The following is an 18,524-nucleotide window of genomic DNA, read 5'->3' as shown; positions in this document are numbered from 1 at the left end:
GATCAACAGGATCGAAGGGCGGATTAGCAGGATTCAAATCACGTATTACTGACGCCCTGTAGCGACACTTGCTGTGAATCCGTTAGCAACCCTGTTCATCCTGTCTAGACCTGCTTACTTTTTGCTCGTGAATTTAGTGTTTAAGGTTTTGCAAGCTCGACGGCGTACACGTGTGAAGCCCCATGCATATTCGAGCGAAACACCAGCCATTTGCCGTCGGGCGTAAACGTGAGATTCGGTTCCAGCCGATAATCGTGTTTGCTCATATTGACCAGCCGCTCCGCTTTGAAAAAGCCGGGTTTGATTAACTCTTTGGCGTTCGGCGCTTTGATCCCCGCCACGTCCGGGATGCCTTCCGGGCGGAAGAGATAAAGCCATTTGCCGTCTTTGGCGTGCGCCACCATCTCGTTGTCGCCGCCATCGCCCGCAAAAAGTTTGCCGTCATTCGAAACGTTGAAATGCACCGACCATTCGTCGCGTTGCAGGTGATACCAGGTGCGCGCCCCCGTGGCGAGTTCGTAACCGGCGACCCAGAAATCTTCGCCGCGCGGCGTTTGCAGGTCGTACCAGATCGTCTGGCCGTCGGCGCTGAAAAATTCGTGGCCCGCGATCTCCATGTTCAGCGTGCGTGTGTGAATCTTGGTCAGCTTCGTGCCGTCCGTGCGCAGCGTCCAGATGCGATCCACCTTGTGCCAGGGGCCTTCGTGACAAAACATCAGCAGCCCCGGATCGGTCGGCGAAAATTGCAGATGATTGAGCCAGTCGGTCGCGCGATGAATGGTTTTGAGTTCGCCCGTTTGCGTGTTGATCGTAAACAGCGCCATCGGCAGCCGCTGTTCCAGCCGCGTGTTCAGCCGCACTTCTTTTTGCTCGGCGAAGGTCAGCGTTTGCCCCTGCGGCCCGCGCACCTCGGGCGGCGTCGGACGCGGCGCATCGGGAGCCGGGCCTTGCGCGTAACTGCTTTGCGTCTCACCTTCCATCAAGCTGCCCAAGAGCAAGGTCTCGTCGGCGTTGACCGAAGCGACCGACCCGCGCGGCGGCAGCTTGGCGATTTCGCGCGTCGCTTTGGTTTCGAGCTGCGTGGCAAAGACGGCGCGATCTTTGACGTAATAGACCAAGCCGCTCTTGCGTCCGGTCACAATCACATTGACGCGGCCCGCTACGACCTGCTCGATGGCGCGTGTTTTCAGGTTGAGCGTCGCCAACCCGTTCGGCGTGGTAATGATGAGTTTCTGGCCGTCGGGCGTATAGGCGTTTTGATGAAAGTACAGACTCTGGCTGCCCGGTTCACGCGACAGACGCACGACTTTGTGGCCTGTGGCGGGATCAATCCATTCGGTCGGCGGTTCTTGCGCCAGCGCGTTCAACACGGCGCAGGCCAACAAGACAGCCATCAAGATGCATTCACGCATAAGCCCTCACATTTCAGTAAAGTCCAAAAATTCTTTGACAAAACTCTTTCACCACGAAGAGACGAAGAGCACGAAGCAAGGCAGTTAAAAGCCACGCCGTGCCCCAGTTTTTCCATCTGGCGCGGCGCGCGTTCTTGCGTGGCCGCGCCGTTGAACACGGTCAAAGCAGAGATGAAAATGCGGAGACGTTTCAGCATGTGTTCTTTTAACCTAGTACTCCATCAAGGTAAAAATGATGGATGCTGAGAGCGCATCCGGGATGTAGGGCGGGATTAAATCCCGCCCTACATCCCTCATTTTCAGCTTGATGGAGTACTAGGTACGCACCGCTTCCAGCGTGCTCTCGGCATAAGACCAACACCGGCCGGAAGGAAGTGCGCCACAGCCGAGAGCACGCTGGAAGCGGTGCGTACCCAGGTCAATTCCCCAGCGGTTTGACATTCGTTTGTTGCGGACTCGGCGGCACGGCGAATTGCGCAAAGGCAGCGGGATGCGCGGGGTCAAACGTCCGCAGGTCTTTGACCAGATACTTTGCCAAGCCCAGCTTGTTCGCCCGGATGCCCGCGACAATGCATTGCGCCAGTTCGTAACTGCCATAATTGCTGTGATGCGTGCCGTCGCCCTCTTTGAACAGCACGCCGGAGCCGACCGGCCCCAACGTTTCATAAAGCGTCTTGCTCATGGCATGCAGATCAATCAGCGCGACCTGCTCTTCGCGCGCCAACTGCCGCACGGCGTCGGGATAATCGCCCAGCGAATTCGTGATCTTGCCCTGCGCATCACCCTCCGTTCCAAAAGTTCGCCGCTGCACCGAAGTCACCAGCACCGGCACGGCGCCGCGTGCGTGCGCGGCGACGACGAACTTCTTCAAATCGCTTTTGTAACTCGTGAACGCGCCAAGGCCCTCGCCCTTTTCTTTCTGATCGTTGTGGCCGAATTGCAGGAAGAGGTAATCGCCGCGTTTGATGAGGCTGAGCACTTTGTCCAGGCGTCGCGCGCCCAGCGAGCTTTTCAACGATTCGCCCGATTCGGCGTGATTGGCGACGGCGACGCGGTCGTTGAAAAAGCGCGACAGCATCTGGCCCCAACTGTTATACGGCTCGCGCGGCTGATCGCAGACGGTCGAATCGCCGAGCAGATACACCGTCGGCACTTCGACCGGCGTGATTTCCAGCGCACAGACCGCCGGGTGCGCGCCGTTGAATTCGAGCGTCAGTTTTTCATCCCAGGCCCACCATTCGGTCGTTTTCTCGCGGTCTTTGAGCCGGACTTCGCCACCCGGAAACTGCGGTGTGCGCACGTTGACGATGAAGCTGCGCGTGATGAATTGGCCTTTGCTAGTGGCGACGCTCTCCAGCATTAACCGCCGGAGCTCGGCTTTGATGGTCGTCGCCGTGGCTTCGGCCTGATCGCCCAGCGTAACGGTGACGCGGTAATTGCCCGGCGGCACCGCGACAGAAAAATAAAAGGGTTGCGTGCTGGTGATGAGGTCGCTGCGCAGCGCGTCTTTGCCGTCCCGCACCACACCTTTGAGGGCCGCGCCGGGTTCAAAGCCGTAGCCGCGTTCCTGGTTGTAAAGCGTCTCCGGTAAAACCTGTGTGTAACCGGCAGCGGTTTGGCCTGGCCCGAAATCAAAGCGGTGGCTGGATTGCGCGGGCGTCACAATTACCAGCGTCACACACAATGACAGCAGCCATAACAACCGCTTGAGATGCATTGCGCCTCCGTCGGTGGGCGGTGAGCGGTACGGTACAGGGAGCGGTAGCGAACTGGTGACTCTGAGTGTTGCAGAACTCAAAGTCACCAGTTCGCTACCGCTCCCTGTACCGCATCAACCTAGAAAAAGATGCGAATACCGAACTGGATGTAGCGCGGGTTGCTCACCGCGAACAGCGTCCCGAAGTTCGGATCGTAAGTCTGCCGCAAGCGGTACAGCTTGAAGCCTTCGAGCGTGTTGAGATCGAAGGAATTCGCATTGCGGGTGGCGAAGCCCTGCGGAATCGGAACGTGGAAGAAATCCGCCGGCAGCGCCGAGGCGGGCGCGTTCGTCACAACGGTGTTCGGCAACCGGGTCGCATTCACGCGCGCGCGAATGGCCGCGAGTTGCGCCGCGCCCGCCGTCGTCGTGGAAAGCGGCTGCCCGTTGAAGGCCGCCCAGGTGTTGTATTCCGCCGCCGTAATCACCGCTCCGCGCGTGCCTGCCACGCCGTTGGGCAACGTGACCGCCTCGGCCTCGGTGGTAATCTCAGTCGGGAAGGTGCCGAAGCCCGGCGGCGTGTTGCCCGTGTTTACGTAGCGGAAGTTGGGGTGATTAAAGACATTGATCATGTCCACACGGAACTGCACGCGGCGTTTCTCGCCCAGATGCGGAAGCTGGAAGTTTTTCTGGATCGAAAGATCAAAGTATTCCTGTAGTGGTGCGCGCACATCCAGCGTGCGCGGGGCGCTGCCCAATTTGCCTTTGACCGGACGCATAAACGCCGCCGGATTGATATAAGGTTCGCAGTTCGAGCCAATCACGCAACTGGGCGAATACAGCGGGTTCTTCAGCGGCACGCCCGGCACCAGGTCGAGCCGGACGGTGCGATTCGTGCCGCCCAGTTTGTTCGTGTCCGTGATAAACGGAATGAAGGGCTGGCCACCCTGATAGCGGATCACGCCCGAAGTCGTCCAGCCGCCAACGACGGCATTCACCACGCTGGGCGCGCCGGCCAGCAGCTTGCGCCCCTTGCCGAAGGGCAGATCGTAGATGAAGGTCGAACTGGCGTTATGTTTGAGATCGAAGGTCGAGATTGAACGGTCGCCTTTGCGCGGCGCGCCATACGAAACCTGGCCGCGCGTCGTGCCGGTCGTCAGCACTCTGACATCCGGGTTGGCGTCCGAGGCGTCGTCAATGGATTTGCCAAAGGTGTAATTGGCCGTCAGCGTCAAGCCATTGCGCACGCGGCGGCGCACGTCCACATAGACGGCGTGGCGAATGCTGTTGGCCGACGGATCGAAGTAACGATTGAGTTCGTTAAAGCCGAAATACGGGGTCGCGATGCTGCTGCGCTGGATCGTAACCACCGCGCCCAGCAAATTGCGGCGGCCCAGCGGATCGGCCAACGTGCCTTCCGCCGGAATGTTGTTCGCTTCCAGAAAATTGACGAAGTCCAGATTGCGCGGGTTCAGGTTGACCAACGGCAGGTACAGATGCGTGCCTTTGTTGCCGACATACGCCACTTCGACCGAGGTGTTTTTCAAGACTTCAAATTGAAATGCCAGGTTCCAGTTCTGGGCGTAAGGGACTTTGCCGTTGCTGAAATCATTGGCGAAGCCCGGCACGCCGATGCCGTTGCCATAAACGATGCCGTCGGCATTCGTGCCCAACAGGGTATTGAGCGGCGTGCCCGTGCCTTGCAAGGGTTGATTGAAGGACAGCCGCACCGGCAGGGTCGCATCCGCCGTGCCGGATGACCCCGTCAAGGTCGTGCCCACGGTGGTAAAGCCGCCGAAATCCGGCGACGGATTGCGGTTATTCCCCGTCAGCGGCGCGTGCGACAGGCCATAACCGCCGCGCACGACCAGATGGCGCTCTTGCACCCAGCGCAGTTTCGGACTCCAGGCGAAACCGAAGCGCGGTTCGAGACCCCAGTAATCCACCGGCGTGACATATTTCGAGCGCCCGCCCTGACCGGCAAACGCAAACGCCGGTATCTGAACGTTGGTCGGCACAAAACTGGGAATCGGATCGGTCGCCAGAATGCCCAAACCGCCTGTCCCGCTGGCAATGGCGCGGCGTTGCGTTTCGGTGAGCGTGATCGTTTGCGTCAGATCAGGCCGGAAGACGCCTTGCAGGTTGTTCTTTTCGGCGCGCGGATATTGCAGCGAATAGCGCATGCCGAGATTGAGCGAGAGATTCGGGCGCACCTTCCAATCGTTTTGGATGAAGGCCGCGCCGCTGTTCCAGCGGTAGTTGTAATCGAGCAGCAACGGGCGCACATCCACCGCGTTCGGCACACCCAGTAAAAAGCTGGCGAGGTCATTGCCGCCGTTGGGCAGCCCCGTCCCACGATTGTTGCTGGTGTTGACGGTGCGGAATTGCCAGCGCCCGCCGGAAGCCGCAAAGAAGGGTGTGACGTTCAGTAGCGCGTGATCGAGATCAACGCCGAACTTCCAGGTCTTGTTGCCGCGCGTCCAGTAAACCACGTCGTTGAGATTGAAGCGTTCTTCGACGTTGAAGTTATTGGTCGAACCGCCCGCACCCAGGTCGGCGTTCACATAGCCGTTGTCCTGCGTCAAAAAGAACAGCGGCAGCCCGCCTTTGGTCAAACTCGGCAGGCCGTATTCGTTAGACAAACTGCGCCCGGTCTTGATGGCGAATTCGGGCGAGAAATCCTCGCTGAAATTGCCGCGCGTGTAATTGAGCCGCAGATCGTTGAGCAGCGTCGGCGTGATGATGTTGTTAAAAGTGAAGAGGTACTGTTTGGCGTCGCTGTAAACGCCGGTGTTGCCGTTCACGTCATTGCCCGCGCCGCGAATACCGACGGCGGGCGTTTTGGTGAAGCGGAAGTTCGTTTTGAATTTGCTGGTGAAGCTGTGATCGAGCCGCAGCGTGTAGCGTTTTTCGTCCTGCCGCACGGAACGTTCCAGCAGGAAGTTTCTGACCAGCCCCGAATCGTCGAAGTATTCGCCGGGTGGCGGCATCAGTTGCAACAGCCGCAACGCTGTCGGATCGAGCATGTTCTGCGGAATCTTGTTATCGGGGAATTGGCAGAAGAACGCCGTCGTCGCCCCTGCCACCGTGCAAGTTTGCGCCAACGGCGTCAGCCTGCCGCCGGTCAGCGCGAACTGTTGATAGATATTCGCCGGGCCGGTCGAAGTCTGATTGAACTTGGCGGCCACCGCCGCCGGCAAAAAGCCGCTGGTGGTGCGCACCAGATTTGAAAAATCGCCCGCGCGTTCGGCGGCGCTAGGCAGCAACCCCGTTGATGTCACAAAATCCTTGCGATAACGCGGCTCATAGGCGAAGAAGAAAAACGTCTTGTCGTGGCCATCGTATCCGGCTGGCCCGAAGATTTTTTTGGGCAGCCAAATCGGGCCGCCAACCGAACCTGAAAATTGGTTGTAGCGCAGATTGTTGGCTGGCCGCGGCGCCGTGCCCACGCGGAAAGGTCGCGAGTTGGTCAGCGGGTTGCGGTGATACCAGAGCGCCACGCCGTTGTAACTGTTGGTGCCGGACTTGGTCGTGATGTTGATGACGCCGCCGCCGGTCGTGCCGAACTCAGCCGAATACGCCGAGGTTTGGATCGTAAATTCCTGCACCGTCTCCGGCGTGAAGCTGACCACCGCGCGCCCGATGCCGACGCCGGTATTGTTGACGCCATCCGCCAGCATCGAAGTGCTGCCGGGCCGTCCACCATTCAAACTCAAATTGAAGCCGGGCACTGGTTGCCCGGAAGTGACTTCCGGGTCTTCGCTGCCCGCGTCGCCTGAGACGTTGGGAATCGTCACGGCCAGATCGAGCACGCTGCGGTTGTTGAGCGGCACGTCCTGAATCTGACGCTCCGTGATGGTCTGGCTCGTCGTGCCTCTTTCCGCATTGATGAGCGGAGACTCGGCGGTCACCGTGACTTCGTTGGCGACTTCGCCGGGCGTGAGGGCGATGTTGGCCGTGGCGGTGCTGGCGGTATCCACTTTGACATTGTTGAGCACGGCTTTCTTGAAGCCCGTGGCTTCCACGGTGATGCGATACACCACCGGCTCAAGCGACAGCGCGTTAAACGCCCCATCCGACGAGGTCGTCAGTGTTTGAGACTGGTTTGTACCGGCATTCGTAATCGTGACTTTGGCGCCGGGCACAACCGCGCCAGTCACGTCCGTCACGGTACCGCTGATGCCGCCGCGATTGGTTTGTGCGAGGCCGGTCGCGGCCAGACTCAGAAGCAGAGCAAAAACACAGAGCAAATTCTTCATAACAACCTCTTTGGTAAACCTCATCGGCAATCCAACAATGCTCAAAGGCTATGCGCATAGCCCATGCGCAAGGGCGAACCCTCAGCGGGGCAAAGTCGGACAGAATAAAAGCAAATTTTAGGAAATTTCCCAGTCAAGCCAGCAAAGCAATTTTCATTGTGGCCGAGGACGCGCCAGTCACATCATGGCTCAGCGTGTCTGATGTTACTAACTTGCTGCCAGGCATTCAGCAATGAGTCCAGCCTGAAATCTTTCCAAAAGAAATCTAAAATTGAAACCCAACTGCTTGCATTTGCAGACATTTCAATCTGCTGAAGGAATGCCATCAAACGCCAGGCTCGGGCCAGCGTGCCGCCGCCGCACTCAGCGCAGGGCTTTTGCAAAGTCCTCAAAACATCCGCCACAGACCTTCGACTGACTCCCGCTGGCGACTTTGCAAAAGCCCTGACAGGCAGGACGATGGGCCGTGACGCAGATTGACAGAATCCATCCTCCTACCTACCATCGCGCCCTCATTGACCCTTTGGCCTTGCGCCAAGCGAACAACCAGACGACTGACGTTGCCCGCGCAAGCTTTTTTGGCGCCGGGCAATCAACGTTTTGTCACGACCAGCGACATCCATCGTGCGCCTTCCAAGCTGAACTCCATGTCTGAACCATTGCCAACTCACACCCGCCAGCGCGTCTTATGGCTGCTTTACGCGCTCGCCGTCATCACCTATCTCGACCGCGTCTGCATCGCTGCCGCCGCGCCCGCGATCACGGCGGAGTTCGGTTTCACGCCGACGCAGATGGGTTACGTCTTCAGCGCGTTCACGGTGGCTTACGCCGCGTTTGAGATTCCGAGCGGCTGGCTGGGCGACCGCTACGGGACACGACTGGCGTTGACGCGCATTGTGTTGTGGTGGTCGCTGTTCACGGCGCTGACGGGCGCAGTGTTTGGCTTCTGGTCGCTGTTTGCGATTCGTTTTTTGTTTGGCGCGGGCGAAGCGGGCGCTTTTCCGAACATTGCTCGCAGCGTGGCCGATTGGCTGCCGCAAGCCGAACAAGGGCGCGGGATGAGCATGTCGTTTCGCGGCTTGGCGACGGGCGCAGCGTTGAGCGCGCCGTTGGTGCTAACCTTGCAGAAATGGCAGGGCTGGCGCTGGACGTTTGTTGAATTCGGCTTGCTGGGCGCGGCCTGGGCAGTGGTCTGGTATCGCTGGTTCCGCAACAAACCCGAAGAGCATCCCGCCGTGAATGCCGCCGAAGTCGCTTTGATACGCGGCGGCGCGACGGACGCTAAAACCACCCCGCAGGCGCATCACGTACCCTGGCGGGCGCTCTTCACCAGCCGCAACATGGCGACAATTTGCGGGATGTATTTCGCCTATGCTTACAGTTTGTATTTTTATCTGACGTGGCTGCCGACCTATTTGATCAAGGCGCGCGGCTTCCCTGCCGACAATGCCAAATGGTATGCGGCGCTGCCGTGGGTGCTGAGCATCGGCACCTTCTGGTTTGGCGGCTGGCTGACTGACCGGCTGGCGCGCACGCACGGCTTGAAGATCGCACGCTGCGGCGTCGGCGCGTGCGGCTATGAGCGGCTTGTTGCTGCTGGCCGTGCCGCAAGTCGAAAACCGGGTCGGCGCGGCGGTCTTGTTGGCGTTGGCCTTGTGTTGCCAGTCCGCCACGATCAGCGCGGCCTGGTCGGTGTGTCTGGATGTCGGGCGGCGCAATGCGGGCGTGGTGACGGGCTTTATGAATTCATTCGGCAACATCGGCGGCGCGCTGGCTCCGTTGGTGGTGGGTTACGTGGTGGAGAAGTTCAATTCGTGGGCGCTGCCGTTTTATGTGATGGCCGCTGTTTTTGCGGTGGGCGCGCTGATGTGGCTGCTGGTTGATCCGTACAAGTCGGTGTTGGAAACCGCCGAGCAACGTTAGCCGCAGATGAACGCCGGGCAACGCAGATGAGTGCATTTCGTCTGTCACTTTCAACCGCGTCTCGCAGCGTTCATCTGCGGCAAGATCATTTGCTGTTGCCCCAGATCATTCGCACGAATTGTCGCGCTTGACTTTGCCCGGCTTGGGCGTGAAGCTGCGCGCGTTCGTTGCTCTCCCGCTTGCAGTGCAAATTTCTTGGCGTGACGCGCGCTCACGCCGTAAGCCGAAAAATCAAACCTAAGTTTTACACAAACCTTCAACAAGGAGCAGCCACTATGAACGACAAAATCATCGTCACGAACGTCGCCGCCTTGCGCAAAAAATACGGCAAGGGTCTGACCCAAATTCAGACTGCCTGGAAAAAGCTGATCGCGGCAGATAAAGCGCGCGGTCTCAAAACCCGCGTCATCGCGCTCGACAGCGCCGCCGCCATGAAACCGTTCAAGGTCGCCGCCGTCACTGATCCATCCGATACCAAACAGAATAAACAGGCCATTGACGCCGTCTATCGCGCCTTGCTGCCGGAATACCTGATGATTCTGGGCGCGGTGGATGTCGTGCCGCATCAGGATTTGCTCAACCCTGTGTTTGATGGCGACAACGATCCTGACAAATTCGCGTATGGCGATTTGCCTTACGCCTGCGATGCGCCCTACAGCCAAAAGGTGCAGGATTTCATTGGGCCGACGCGCGTCATGGGCCGCTTGCCCGATCTCACGGGCGGCAAAGACCCGGCGTATCTCGTGGGCTTGCTGACCACAGCGGCGACGGCGCAACAACGGCCCGCGAGTGAATACCAACCCTTTTTGGGCATCAGCGCAAAAGTCTGGGAAAAGTCCACCACGCTCAGCTTAACCAATCTGTTTGGCGCGGCTGCCACGTCGCGCACTTCACCAACGCAAGGGCCGAATTGGACGGCGGCGCAACTCAACGCACGCGCGCATTTCATCAACTGCCACGGCGCGCCAGCGGATGCGTTCTTTTATGGTCAATCGGGCAACAAGTTTCCCCAGGCGCACAGCGCCGCGTTTATCGCCGGCAAATTGAGTGAGGGCACCGTCGCGGCGATGGAATGCTGTTACGGCGCGGAGTTGTTTGATCCGACGCTGCTCGTGCCGCCGCAGATGCCGATTTGCAATACCTATCTGGCGGACAAGGCCTATGGTTATCTCGGCAGCACCACAATTGCCTATGGCCCGGCGGAAGGCAACAGCGCGGCGGATTTGCTCTGCCAATTCTTTTTGAAGCACGTCCTGCAAGGCGCTTCGCTCGGACGCGCGGTGTTGGAAGCGCGCCAGGAATTCGCCTCACACGCGTCGGCGCTCGATCCGGTAGATTTGAAAACCCTGGGGCAATTCAATCTGCTGGGTGATCCGTCCATCCAACCGGTGACAGCGCCATCGCCTAAACGCGCAATGGCGAAAGCCCTCAGCGCGCATGACCTGCCGCACGAACGCATCGAACGCCGCCAACAACTGGCGCAACGCGGCGCCTGGCTCATCCAAAACCAAGCCGTCGCGCAGCCCATTGCGGCGCCCAAAGCCACCGCGCGCGGCCTGAAAGCTAAAGCAGCACCGGCGGCCAGCGGTTCCCCACAACTCAAACAATTGATCGCGGCGGCGAACATGGAATCCGTGACCACGCAGAGTTTTGAAGTCACGTCCAAAGTGCAACCGAAGACACGCGCGCTGGCCAAGAGTTCGAGCGCCCAGATGCGGATACACGTCTTATTGGGCGCGCGCAAAACGATTCAACCAACCCAGGGCTTGAAACCGACGGTGGCTATTGTCGCCAAAGAGGTCAATGGCAAAGTGGTTTCGTTTCAAGAGCTGCTGGCCAAATAGCCGTGGCGTTGTGATAGGGTGAGCTTATGCAGTGCACCGGCAACGTCATCAAAAAACCCTTCGCGGCGGGTTCCAAAAGCGAACGCAACGCTGTGCTGCTGGCCACGGCTGAGGGTGAATATGTGTTGCGCCGCCAAGGTGGCAACCCCTTTCACGATGAAACCTTGGAGCGGCTGGTCGGCAAGCGGATTGTGGCCGAAGGCGTGCTGACCGGTTACACCTTGCTGCTTTCGAGTTGGGAAGAAGCGGCGGAAAAATAAAAGGCTGTGGCGCGCGGCTTTGTCAAAACTGGGCGCGCGCCACAGCCTTTTCACTTTCGGTGTTGCCAGTCCGCTTACTGCAAGACGAGATTGAACGGCTCGTGCGGATGCTTCTTCAGCAATTCTTCCGCGCGGGCTTTTTGCTTTTCATTCGGCTTTACATCCGGTTCGCGCCAGAGGTTGGCCAGCAAATATTCTTTGTCCTTGGTCATTTCGCCGGGCGTGTAAACAGCCCATTCAAAATTATGGCCGTGCTTGATGGCGTCGGTCGGACAGGCGTCTACGCAAAAGCCGCAGAGGATGCAGCGCCCGTAATCAATCTGATAAATCTTGGCGTAGCGGTGATCCTGCGAGCCACGCTGTTCGTATGGACGTGGGTCTTCAGCGCCTTCGATGTAGATGGCATCCGCCGGGCAAGCCGCCGCGCACAGGAAACACGACACGCACAGTTCCTTGCCGTTCTCATCCACACCCAGGTAATGCTCGCCCCGGAAGCGTTTGAAAATCTGCACCGGCTCGTCGGGATAACTGATCGTGTCCTTCTTGCCGGGAATGTGGCTGAGCGTCACGCTCATGCCCTGTGCAGTGGATTTCGCCACGTAGGCGATCTCTTTGACGGTGTTGATGATTTCTGAAAGGAAAGACATATATCCCTAGTTCTGGGTTCTGGGTTCTAAGTTCTGGGTTCAGAGGTTGAAAGCAGCCGTTGCGCTCCGAACCCAGAACTTAGAACCCAGAACTTCAGTTGATCGTCCAGGTTTCGCCGCTGTGCAACAGCTTGCGCAAATCGCCGGGGCCTTTTTTCTCAATGGCCGTCTTGATCTGACCGGCCAGCATCTCTTCGTAAGTCGGTCGCAAGACCTGGCGCAGGACACCCATCGGCACGGGGTAATCAGGATACTGAAAGCGTCCCAGGATATAAGCCAGATAACTGCGCGCCGAGTTTTCATCGTGCCTGAGCAGGTCGTCGGTGGTCACGCCGTTTTCGCCGACAGTCACGACTTCGGCACCCATCGTTTGGGTGTTGAGCCGGATGCCTTGCTGCTTGTTCTTGCCGAAGAGCAGCGGTTTGCCGTGTTCGAGATAAAGCAGCCGGTCGTCGCGCACTTCGCGGTCGGTGAAGGATTTGAAAGTGCCATCATTGAAGATGTTGCAGTTCTGATAAACCTCCAGGAAGCCCGAACCTTTATGCTTCGCCAGTCGCTCGACCATCATCCCCAGGTGCTTCGGGTCAACGTCCATCGAACGCCCGATGAAAGTCGCTTCGGCAGCCAAGCCGATGCTCAGCGGATTGAGCGGATAATCAATCGTCCCCATCGGCGCGGACTTGTTGATCTTGCCCAATTCCGAAGTCGGCGAGTATTGCCCTTTGGTCAGCCCGTAGATGCGGTTGTTAAACAGGATGATCTTCAAATCCACGTTACGGCGCAGCGCGTGGATGAAGTGGTTGCCACCAATCGAGAGCGCGTCGCCATCGCCCGTGATGACCCAGACCTGCAAGTCGGGATTCGCTGTCTTGACGCCCGTCGCAATGGCGGGCGCGCGTCCGTGAATCGTGTGGAAGCCGTAGGTGTTCATGTAATACGGAAAGCGGCTCGAACAGCCGATGCCCGAAATGAAGACGATCTTCTCGCGGTCAATGCCGAGTTCCGGCATGACCTTTTGCACCTGGGCCAAAATCGAATAGTCACCGCAGCCCGGACACCAGCGGACTTCCTGATTGGTGACAAAATCCTGGCGCGTTAGTTTGACGTGCCCATTCGTGCCATTTGTTTTTCCATTCTCGCTCATAAGCGTAGTTCTTAACTCTCCCAATTCTTTTCGATCAAGTGGGCAGATCAACTGCCATTGGTTGCGTGTTTTTTGAGCCAGCGCGTGAACTCCGCAGGGCTTTGGAGTTTTTGTATGACTAAAACCAACTCTCTGGCTTGTGTCAGCGAAAGCCTGTTCAATTTAGCCTCCATTGCCCGATCAAGCTGTCCGAATTTGCTGGTTGCGATGATGTGCATGAGTTTGCGAGCTTCCTCAAGACGACCTTCAAGGCGACCTTCAAGCTAACTTACCTGAAAGTTTGCCTGGTAATCTTCGTCAGCGCGCCTACGAATGAACTCAAGCAAGCTCTCTGACTTCTGCACGATTGCTGTCTCCAAACTCGGTTACTCTTTCAACTCGGCCACCGCAGCTTTCCAATCGGCGGGCTGCCCCAATTGCACAGCCCGATCAATGCCGAGATTTTCCAGGAGCATCGCCAGCACCGTCATCCGCTCCCGGTCGTTATTGAAGATGCCGCCAGCATATTCGATTTTCTCAGGCGCTTGATAAGTGCGGCGTTCCCACTCCTCGCGCGTCCATTGGCGTCCTTCCCGCCGAATGTCCCAGTCTGAGTTCCGCATATTGCCTCCCTCACAGATGCTCTTTGATCTTCTTGACCAGTTCCGAAACCTTGAATGGCTTGCCTTTCACCTTCGTGAAGCTGACCGCATCCACCAGGAACTTAGCGCGCACCAGCAGCGCCAATTGCCCCAGATTCATTTCGGGAATAATGACCGTCTCGAAATTCTTCAGCACTTCGCCCAGATTTGCCGGGAACGGGTTCAGGTAGCGCAGGTGCGCGCTCGAAACGCTTGCGCCCTGTTCGCGCATCTGTTCGACCGCCGTGGTGATTGCACCGTTGGTCGAACCCCAGCCGAGCACCAACACTTTGCCTTGCGGGTCGCCATAAACTTCCACCGCCGGAATGTCCTGCGCCATACGGTCAATCTTTTCCTGGCGCAAGCGCACCATGAAATCGTGATTGTCCGGTTCGTAATTCACGTTGCCGGTGATGTGCTGTTTCTCGATGCCGCCGATGCGATGTTCCAAGCCCGGCGTGCCCGGCACTGCCCACGGACGCGACAACGTCTTTTCGTCGCGTGAATACGGGAAGAAGCCTTCGACCTCGGTGCGGAACGTGACCTTCATTTCGGGCAGATCTTCGATGTTCGGAATCAGCCACGGCTCCGAACCATTCGCCAGATAACCATCGGATAGGAAGAATACCGGCGACATGTACTTGGTCGCCAGGCGCACCGCCTCAACCGCCATGCTGAAACATTCGCCCGGTGTTGACGGCGCGACGATGGCAACCGGCGATTCGCTGTTGCGTCCGAACATCGCTTGCAACAGGTCGGCCTGTTCGGTCTTCGTCGGCAAACCAGTCGAAGGGCCGCCGCGTTGCACGTCAATGATGACGAGCGGCAATTCAGTCATCACGGCCAAACCAATCGCTTCGGATTTCAGGCAGACACCGGGGCCGCTGGTGCCGGTCAAGCCGATGTGCCCGGTGAAGGCCGCGCCGATGGCCGCCCCGATGGCTGCGATTTCGTCTTCGGCCTGAAAGGTTTTGACGCCGAAATTTTTGTGCTTCGACAATTCGTGCAACACGTCCGAAGCCGGCGTGATTGGGTAGCTGCCGTAAAACAGCGGACGTCCGGTCAATTGCGCGGCGGTGACGAAGCCGATGGCGGTGGCTTCGTTGCCGGTGATGTTGCGGTATTTGCCCGGCTTGATCGCGGCTTTGCTGACGCGGTAATGCGTGGTGAAAATCTCGGTCGTGTCGGCGTAATTGAAGCCTGCCTTCAAGGCCATCAAATTGGCTTCGGCGATTTCGGGCTTGTTGCCAAACTTCTCATCAATCCATTTGACCGTCGCGTCGAGCGGGCGGTCATACAGCCAGTACATCAGGCCCAGCGCATAAAAGTTCTTGCAACGTTCGCGCTGTTTGAAGGGCAGCTTCGATTCTTCCAGCGACTTGAGCGTCAATTGCGTGATCGGCAATTTGAAGAGGCGATAGCCGCTCAAGCTGCCGTCTTCGAGCGGATTCGACTTGATGCTCGCCTTCTTGAAATTGCTGTCGGTGAATTCGTCGGTGTTGACCAGCAGGATGCCGCCCGGCAGCAGATCAGCCAGGTTGGTCTTGAGCGCCGCCGGATTCATGGCGACCAGCACATCCGGTTCATCGCCCGGCGTGCGGATGTCGCGGCTGCTGAAATTCAACTGGAAGCCCGACACGCCCGGCAAGCTGCCCTGTGGCGCGCGAATCTCTGCCGGGAAATCGGGCAGCGTCGAAATATCGTTGCCCAGGATCGCCGACGTCGCCGTGAATTGCGTCCCGGTCAATTGCATGCCGTCGCCCGAATCGCCGCAAAAACGAATCGTGACGGTCTCTAACTCTTCAATCTGGTGAATCGTGCTTTTACTCTCTTCAATCGTCGTTGTGGACATTTACGAACCTACTCCATTCCGGTGATGCACAAACTGCCGTTTGCTCTTCCCTGTTTAATCACGGGTTCAGCAAAAAGCCGAATTGCGCTTAGCTTGCGATGATGATTACGAAATGAGCGGTGATTATCGCACTGTTCGCGCCACTCTGCGCGTTTATTGGACTATAAAATTTACACGATGATTTAGCGAACCGCCGGAATCATAACAGCGGCTTGCCCGTCTGTCATCTCATAGCCACCTTTTACAGTATCTTCACATTATCCGTCAGTTGGTTGAACCCCGAAGGCAAGCGTGGGTGGGTGGTCGTCAACCTGAGCACCAACAAACCGCCGCCGCAGATCAAGCTAAACGAGCCCCCCTGCTCACGACTAATGAAAACGTTGGCCAGCTTGATGCCGCGCAAGGCGATCGGATGTTCGCTCAGGTCATGTCGAAATGGGGTAGAAAGATGAACCCAACATTGAGGCAGACCTGCGTGTCTGCCTCAATGATCGTAGACGGACACGGGGACACCTGACCCGACCGGGACAGACACGCAGGTCTGCCCCCTGCTCATTGATTCACTACCTTCGTTCATTCCTTCAACTAATGACAATGTCAAGCCAAACTCAATCCCATTAGCGGCTCGCGAGGGAGAGCCGGAACGCCGCTATCTCCTCGCCGTTGCGCACCAGCAGGCGGTCGCCAACCAGCACCGGATGGTTCCAGGTCTTGCCTTTGATGGCGGGGAACCGCGCGAGTTCGGTGAATTGGTCTGCGGCTGCCGTGACGAGCGCCAAATCCCCCTCTTCTGATAGCACCAGTAGCAAATCCTGGTCGGGCAACAGAATGATTTGCCCGTGGCCGTAGCGTCCGCCCTTCCACTTGCGCTTGCCGTCTTCAAGGTTGATGCATCCGAGGATGCTGCCGTCAAAGCCGAAGGCATGGCCCTTGTGAACAACAAAGTCGTTGAAGTAGGGCTTCAGCCCCTGCGACGTCCAGCGCTCTTCGGCGGTCCAGCCGTCGGCTCCGTGCGTCACGGCGACGCGGCGCACTCCGCTTTGGGCGCGCCCCATGCCGGTGCCGCTGCCGAGCAGGACGTTGCCCCCCGCCATCACCGCCGGTTGCACGATGCTGTCGCCCGGCCACTCGTGTTTCCAGAGCAGCGCGCCGTCAGCAGGGGCGACGCTGATGATGCCGTCTCCGTTCAGCAGCAGAATCTGGGCGACGCCGTCAATCTTCGACAAATGCGGCGAACTATAGCCCGATCCGCCAGCCGGGCCGTACCAGCGTGGCTTGCCGTTGGCCACATCGTAAGCCGCGAGCGCACCGGCGGCGGCCACGACAACGGTGTCGCCATTCACCAGCGGCGAACTCGCAAAGCCCCAGCCTGGCACCTTCGTGTTAGTGTCAGTGGCCGCGTTGCGCGACCAAACGACGGAGCCGGTGCGCGCGTCGAGCGCGTTCAGAATTCCGGTTGCCCCAAAGGTGTAGACGCGCCCATTGCTGAGCGTCGGTGTCGCGCGCGGCCCCGCACCGGCATTCGATTCCCAGAACCGGGCCTTGTCCGCGTGTCGCCACACCGGCTTGCCAGTCGTCAGATTGTAGCAAGAGACGATCTCATCCTCGCCGCGCTGTTCCTGGGTGTAGACAAGTTCGCCTTGAACGGCAAACGACGACCAGCCGGGGCCGATGGGGTGACGCCACAACTCGACCGGCGGCGACTTCGCCCAGTCGGTCTCGATCCGCCCCGCGCGCACGACGCCATCACGCGCCGGGCCGCGAAAGCTGGGCCAGTCGGCGTGCGATTTCGCGGCTGCCGGAACGGCGGTGGCGGCGGCGGGCACATCGCCGACTTTGGCTGGAACTTCTTTCCCTGGTTCGGGGGTCGCGGCGATAACCGGGGCCGTCGCGGAAGGCGTTGGCGCGGCAGGCGCTGGTGTGGGAGACACCGTCGCGAGTGGTACTGGCGCATCCTTCGCTTGGGCCAGGAGCCGTTCTTCGGGAGTCGGCGTCCAGCGCCAGTGCAAATCCGAACTGGCCTCGCCGGTCATGCCGCCCGTCCGCAGGAGCGTGAACACTCCGCACCCAAGCAGGATTGCGGCAACCATCAACGCACGTCGAGGTGCGCTGGAGAGGCGACGTCCGGCGGCCACAGCGGCGACCAACGCGAGGCTCAAGATAGGAATGGAAAAGACGGGGAGCATCATCCCCATCATGCCGTTCGAAATGGACTGATGCACGAAGAGCTTGGTCACGAGGACCGCGACGGCCATCAGCACGATAGCCCCCACGCGCTCGACCCAGGGTGCCCGGCTGAAAAACAGCCACCACACAATGACGGCCACCCCGCAAGCGATCCCGCCCATGATCGCGGCGCCACCAGCATCGGGCATGACGCTGGGGACGACGAAGGTCACCAGACACAGCAGCACTGCGGCGGCCACGCCAGGCCAGAGCCGCAGTGTTTTCTGAGAAGTCGGCAAGTCAATCTGATTGATAGTCATATCGCGCTATACGTTCTTTCACGAGTCGTTGGTGCACTTTTTTTTTGCGGAAACTTTACTTGCTAAACTCAGGACACTCAATCAACCCACAGCAGCGGACAGAGGATGGCATGGCGATATTTGCGTCCCTGCATAGATAACCCGGAGTGGGAGGCCAAGCTAGTGGCAGTTGTTACTATAGATTTCAAGAAAAAGGATGCTCACCACGAAGCTCACAAAGAGCACGAAGCGAGGAAGAAAACCCAGACGATCTGGACTCCCTGGCTCTTCGTGTGCTTCGTTTCTTCGTGGTTTCATTTGCTTGAAATAGAAAGTTTGCTCGACATTATTTCTTCAACAGCTCGGCCATCGCTCCGCTGAGCTTCTGCCCTGGGATGCCTT

At 58.6% G+C, this 18,524-nt stretch carries 12 protein-coding genes; 3 read left to right on the top strand and 9 right to left on the bottom strand.

What is annotated here, in order from left to right; genetic code table 11:
* Nucleotides 1-140 precede the first annotated feature (140 nt).
* The 4 genes from HY011_26025 to HY011_26010 all read right to left on the bottom strand — a co-directional run bounded on the left by HY011_26025 (nucleotide 141) and on the right by HY011_26010 (nucleotide 7,367).
* Nucleotides 141-1,412 (bottom strand): PD40 domain-containing protein, encoded by a 1,272-nt coding sequence (locus HY011_26025; protein ID MBI3426403.1) that lies wholly within the window; start codon nucleotides 1,410-1,412, stop codon nucleotides 141-143.
* Complete coding sequence (locus HY011_26020) at nucleotides 1,394-1,609, bottom strand: hypothetical protein (protein ID MBI3426402.1); 216 nt, start codon at nucleotides 1,607-1,609, stop codon at nucleotides 1,394-1,396. The genes HY011_26025 and HY011_26020 overlap by 19 nt, the downstream gene beginning before the upstream one ends.
* 221 nt (nucleotides 1,610-1,830) lie before the next feature.
* The gene (locus HY011_26015) at nucleotides 1,831-3,129 is read right to left on the bottom strand and encodes a hypothetical protein (GenBank protein MBI3426401.1); all 1,299 of its coding nucleotides are present in this window, start codon (nucleotides 3,127-3,129) and stop codon (nucleotides 1,831-1,833) included.
* Between the two features lie 119 nt (nucleotides 3,130-3,248).
* Complete coding sequence (locus HY011_26010; GenBank protein MBI3426400.1) at nucleotides 3,249-7,367, bottom strand: carboxypeptidase regulatory-like domain-containing protein; 4,119 nt, start codon at nucleotides 7,365-7,367, stop codon at nucleotides 3,249-3,251.
* A 647-nt stretch (nucleotides 7,368-8,014) separates the two neighbouring features.
* Between HY011_26010 and HY011_26005 the strand changes: the two genes are divergently transcribed.
* From HY011_26005 to HY011_25995, 3 genes are all read left to right on the top strand, one after another.
* The gene (locus HY011_26005; protein ID MBI3426399.1) at nucleotides 8,015-9,250 is read left to right on the top strand and encodes an MFS transporter; all 1,236 of its coding nucleotides are present in this window, start codon (nucleotides 8,015-8,017) and stop codon (nucleotides 9,248-9,250) included.
* A 315-nt stretch (nucleotides 9,251-9,565) separates the two neighbouring features.
* The gene (locus tag HY011_26000; protein ID MBI3426398.1) at nucleotides 9,566-11,134 is read left to right on the top strand and encodes a hypothetical protein; all 1,569 of its coding nucleotides are present in this window, start codon (nucleotides 9,566-9,568) and stop codon (nucleotides 11,132-11,134) included.
* Between the two features lie 26 nt (nucleotides 11,135-11,160).
* Entirely contained in the window at nucleotides 11,161-11,394 is a 234-nt protein-coding gene (locus HY011_25995) for a hypothetical protein (protein MBI3426397.1), read from the top strand.
* Between the two features lie 74 nt (nucleotides 11,395-11,468).
* Here HY011_25995 and HY011_25990 read toward each other — a convergent pair whose 3' ends face one another.
* The 5 genes from HY011_25990 to HY011_25970 form a co-directional block, all read right to left on the bottom strand.
* A complete protein-coding gene (locus HY011_25990) occupies nucleotides 11,469-12,041 on the bottom strand; it encodes an NADH-quinone oxidoreductase subunit I (protein ID MBI3426396.1) in 573 nt (190 codons plus the stop codon).
* 94 nt (nucleotides 12,042-12,135) lie between these two features.
* Nucleotides 12,136-13,185, bottom strand: a complete 1,050-nt coding sequence (locus tag HY011_25985) for a 2-oxoacid:ferredoxin oxidoreductase subunit beta (GenBank protein MBI3426395.1) — start codon at nucleotides 13,183-13,185, stop codon at nucleotides 12,136-12,138.
* 365 nt (nucleotides 13,186-13,550) lie between these two features.
* Nucleotides 13,551-13,787 carry a hypothetical protein gene (locus HY011_25980; protein MBI3426394.1) on the bottom strand — a complete coding sequence of 79 codons (237 nt, stop codon included), beginning with the start codon at nucleotides 13,785-13,787 and terminating at the stop codon, nucleotides 13,551-13,553.
* 10 nt (nucleotides 13,788-13,797) lie between these two features.
* The gene (locus HY011_25975; GenBank protein MBI3426393.1) at nucleotides 13,798-15,657 is read right to left on the bottom strand and encodes a 2-oxoacid:acceptor oxidoreductase subunit alpha; all 1,860 of its coding nucleotides are present in this window, start codon (nucleotides 15,655-15,657) and stop codon (nucleotides 13,798-13,800) included.
* A gap of 617 nt (nucleotides 15,658-16,274) precedes the next feature.
* The gene (locus tag HY011_25970) at nucleotides 16,275-18,143 is read right to left on the bottom strand and encodes a PQQ-binding-like beta-propeller repeat protein (protein MBI3426392.1); all 1,869 of its coding nucleotides are present in this window, start codon (nucleotides 18,141-18,143) and stop codon (nucleotides 16,275-16,277) included.
* Between the last annotated feature and the right edge of the window lie 381 nt (nucleotides 18,144-18,524).

This window comes from Acidobacteriota bacterium, assembly GCA_016196035.1.
Lineage (GTDB): Bacteria > Acidobacteriota > Blastocatellia > RBC074 > RBC074 > JACPYM01.
The sequence above is the reverse complement of the archived record's forward strand: the minus strand, read 5'-3'. Positions and strand labels throughout refer to the sequence as shown.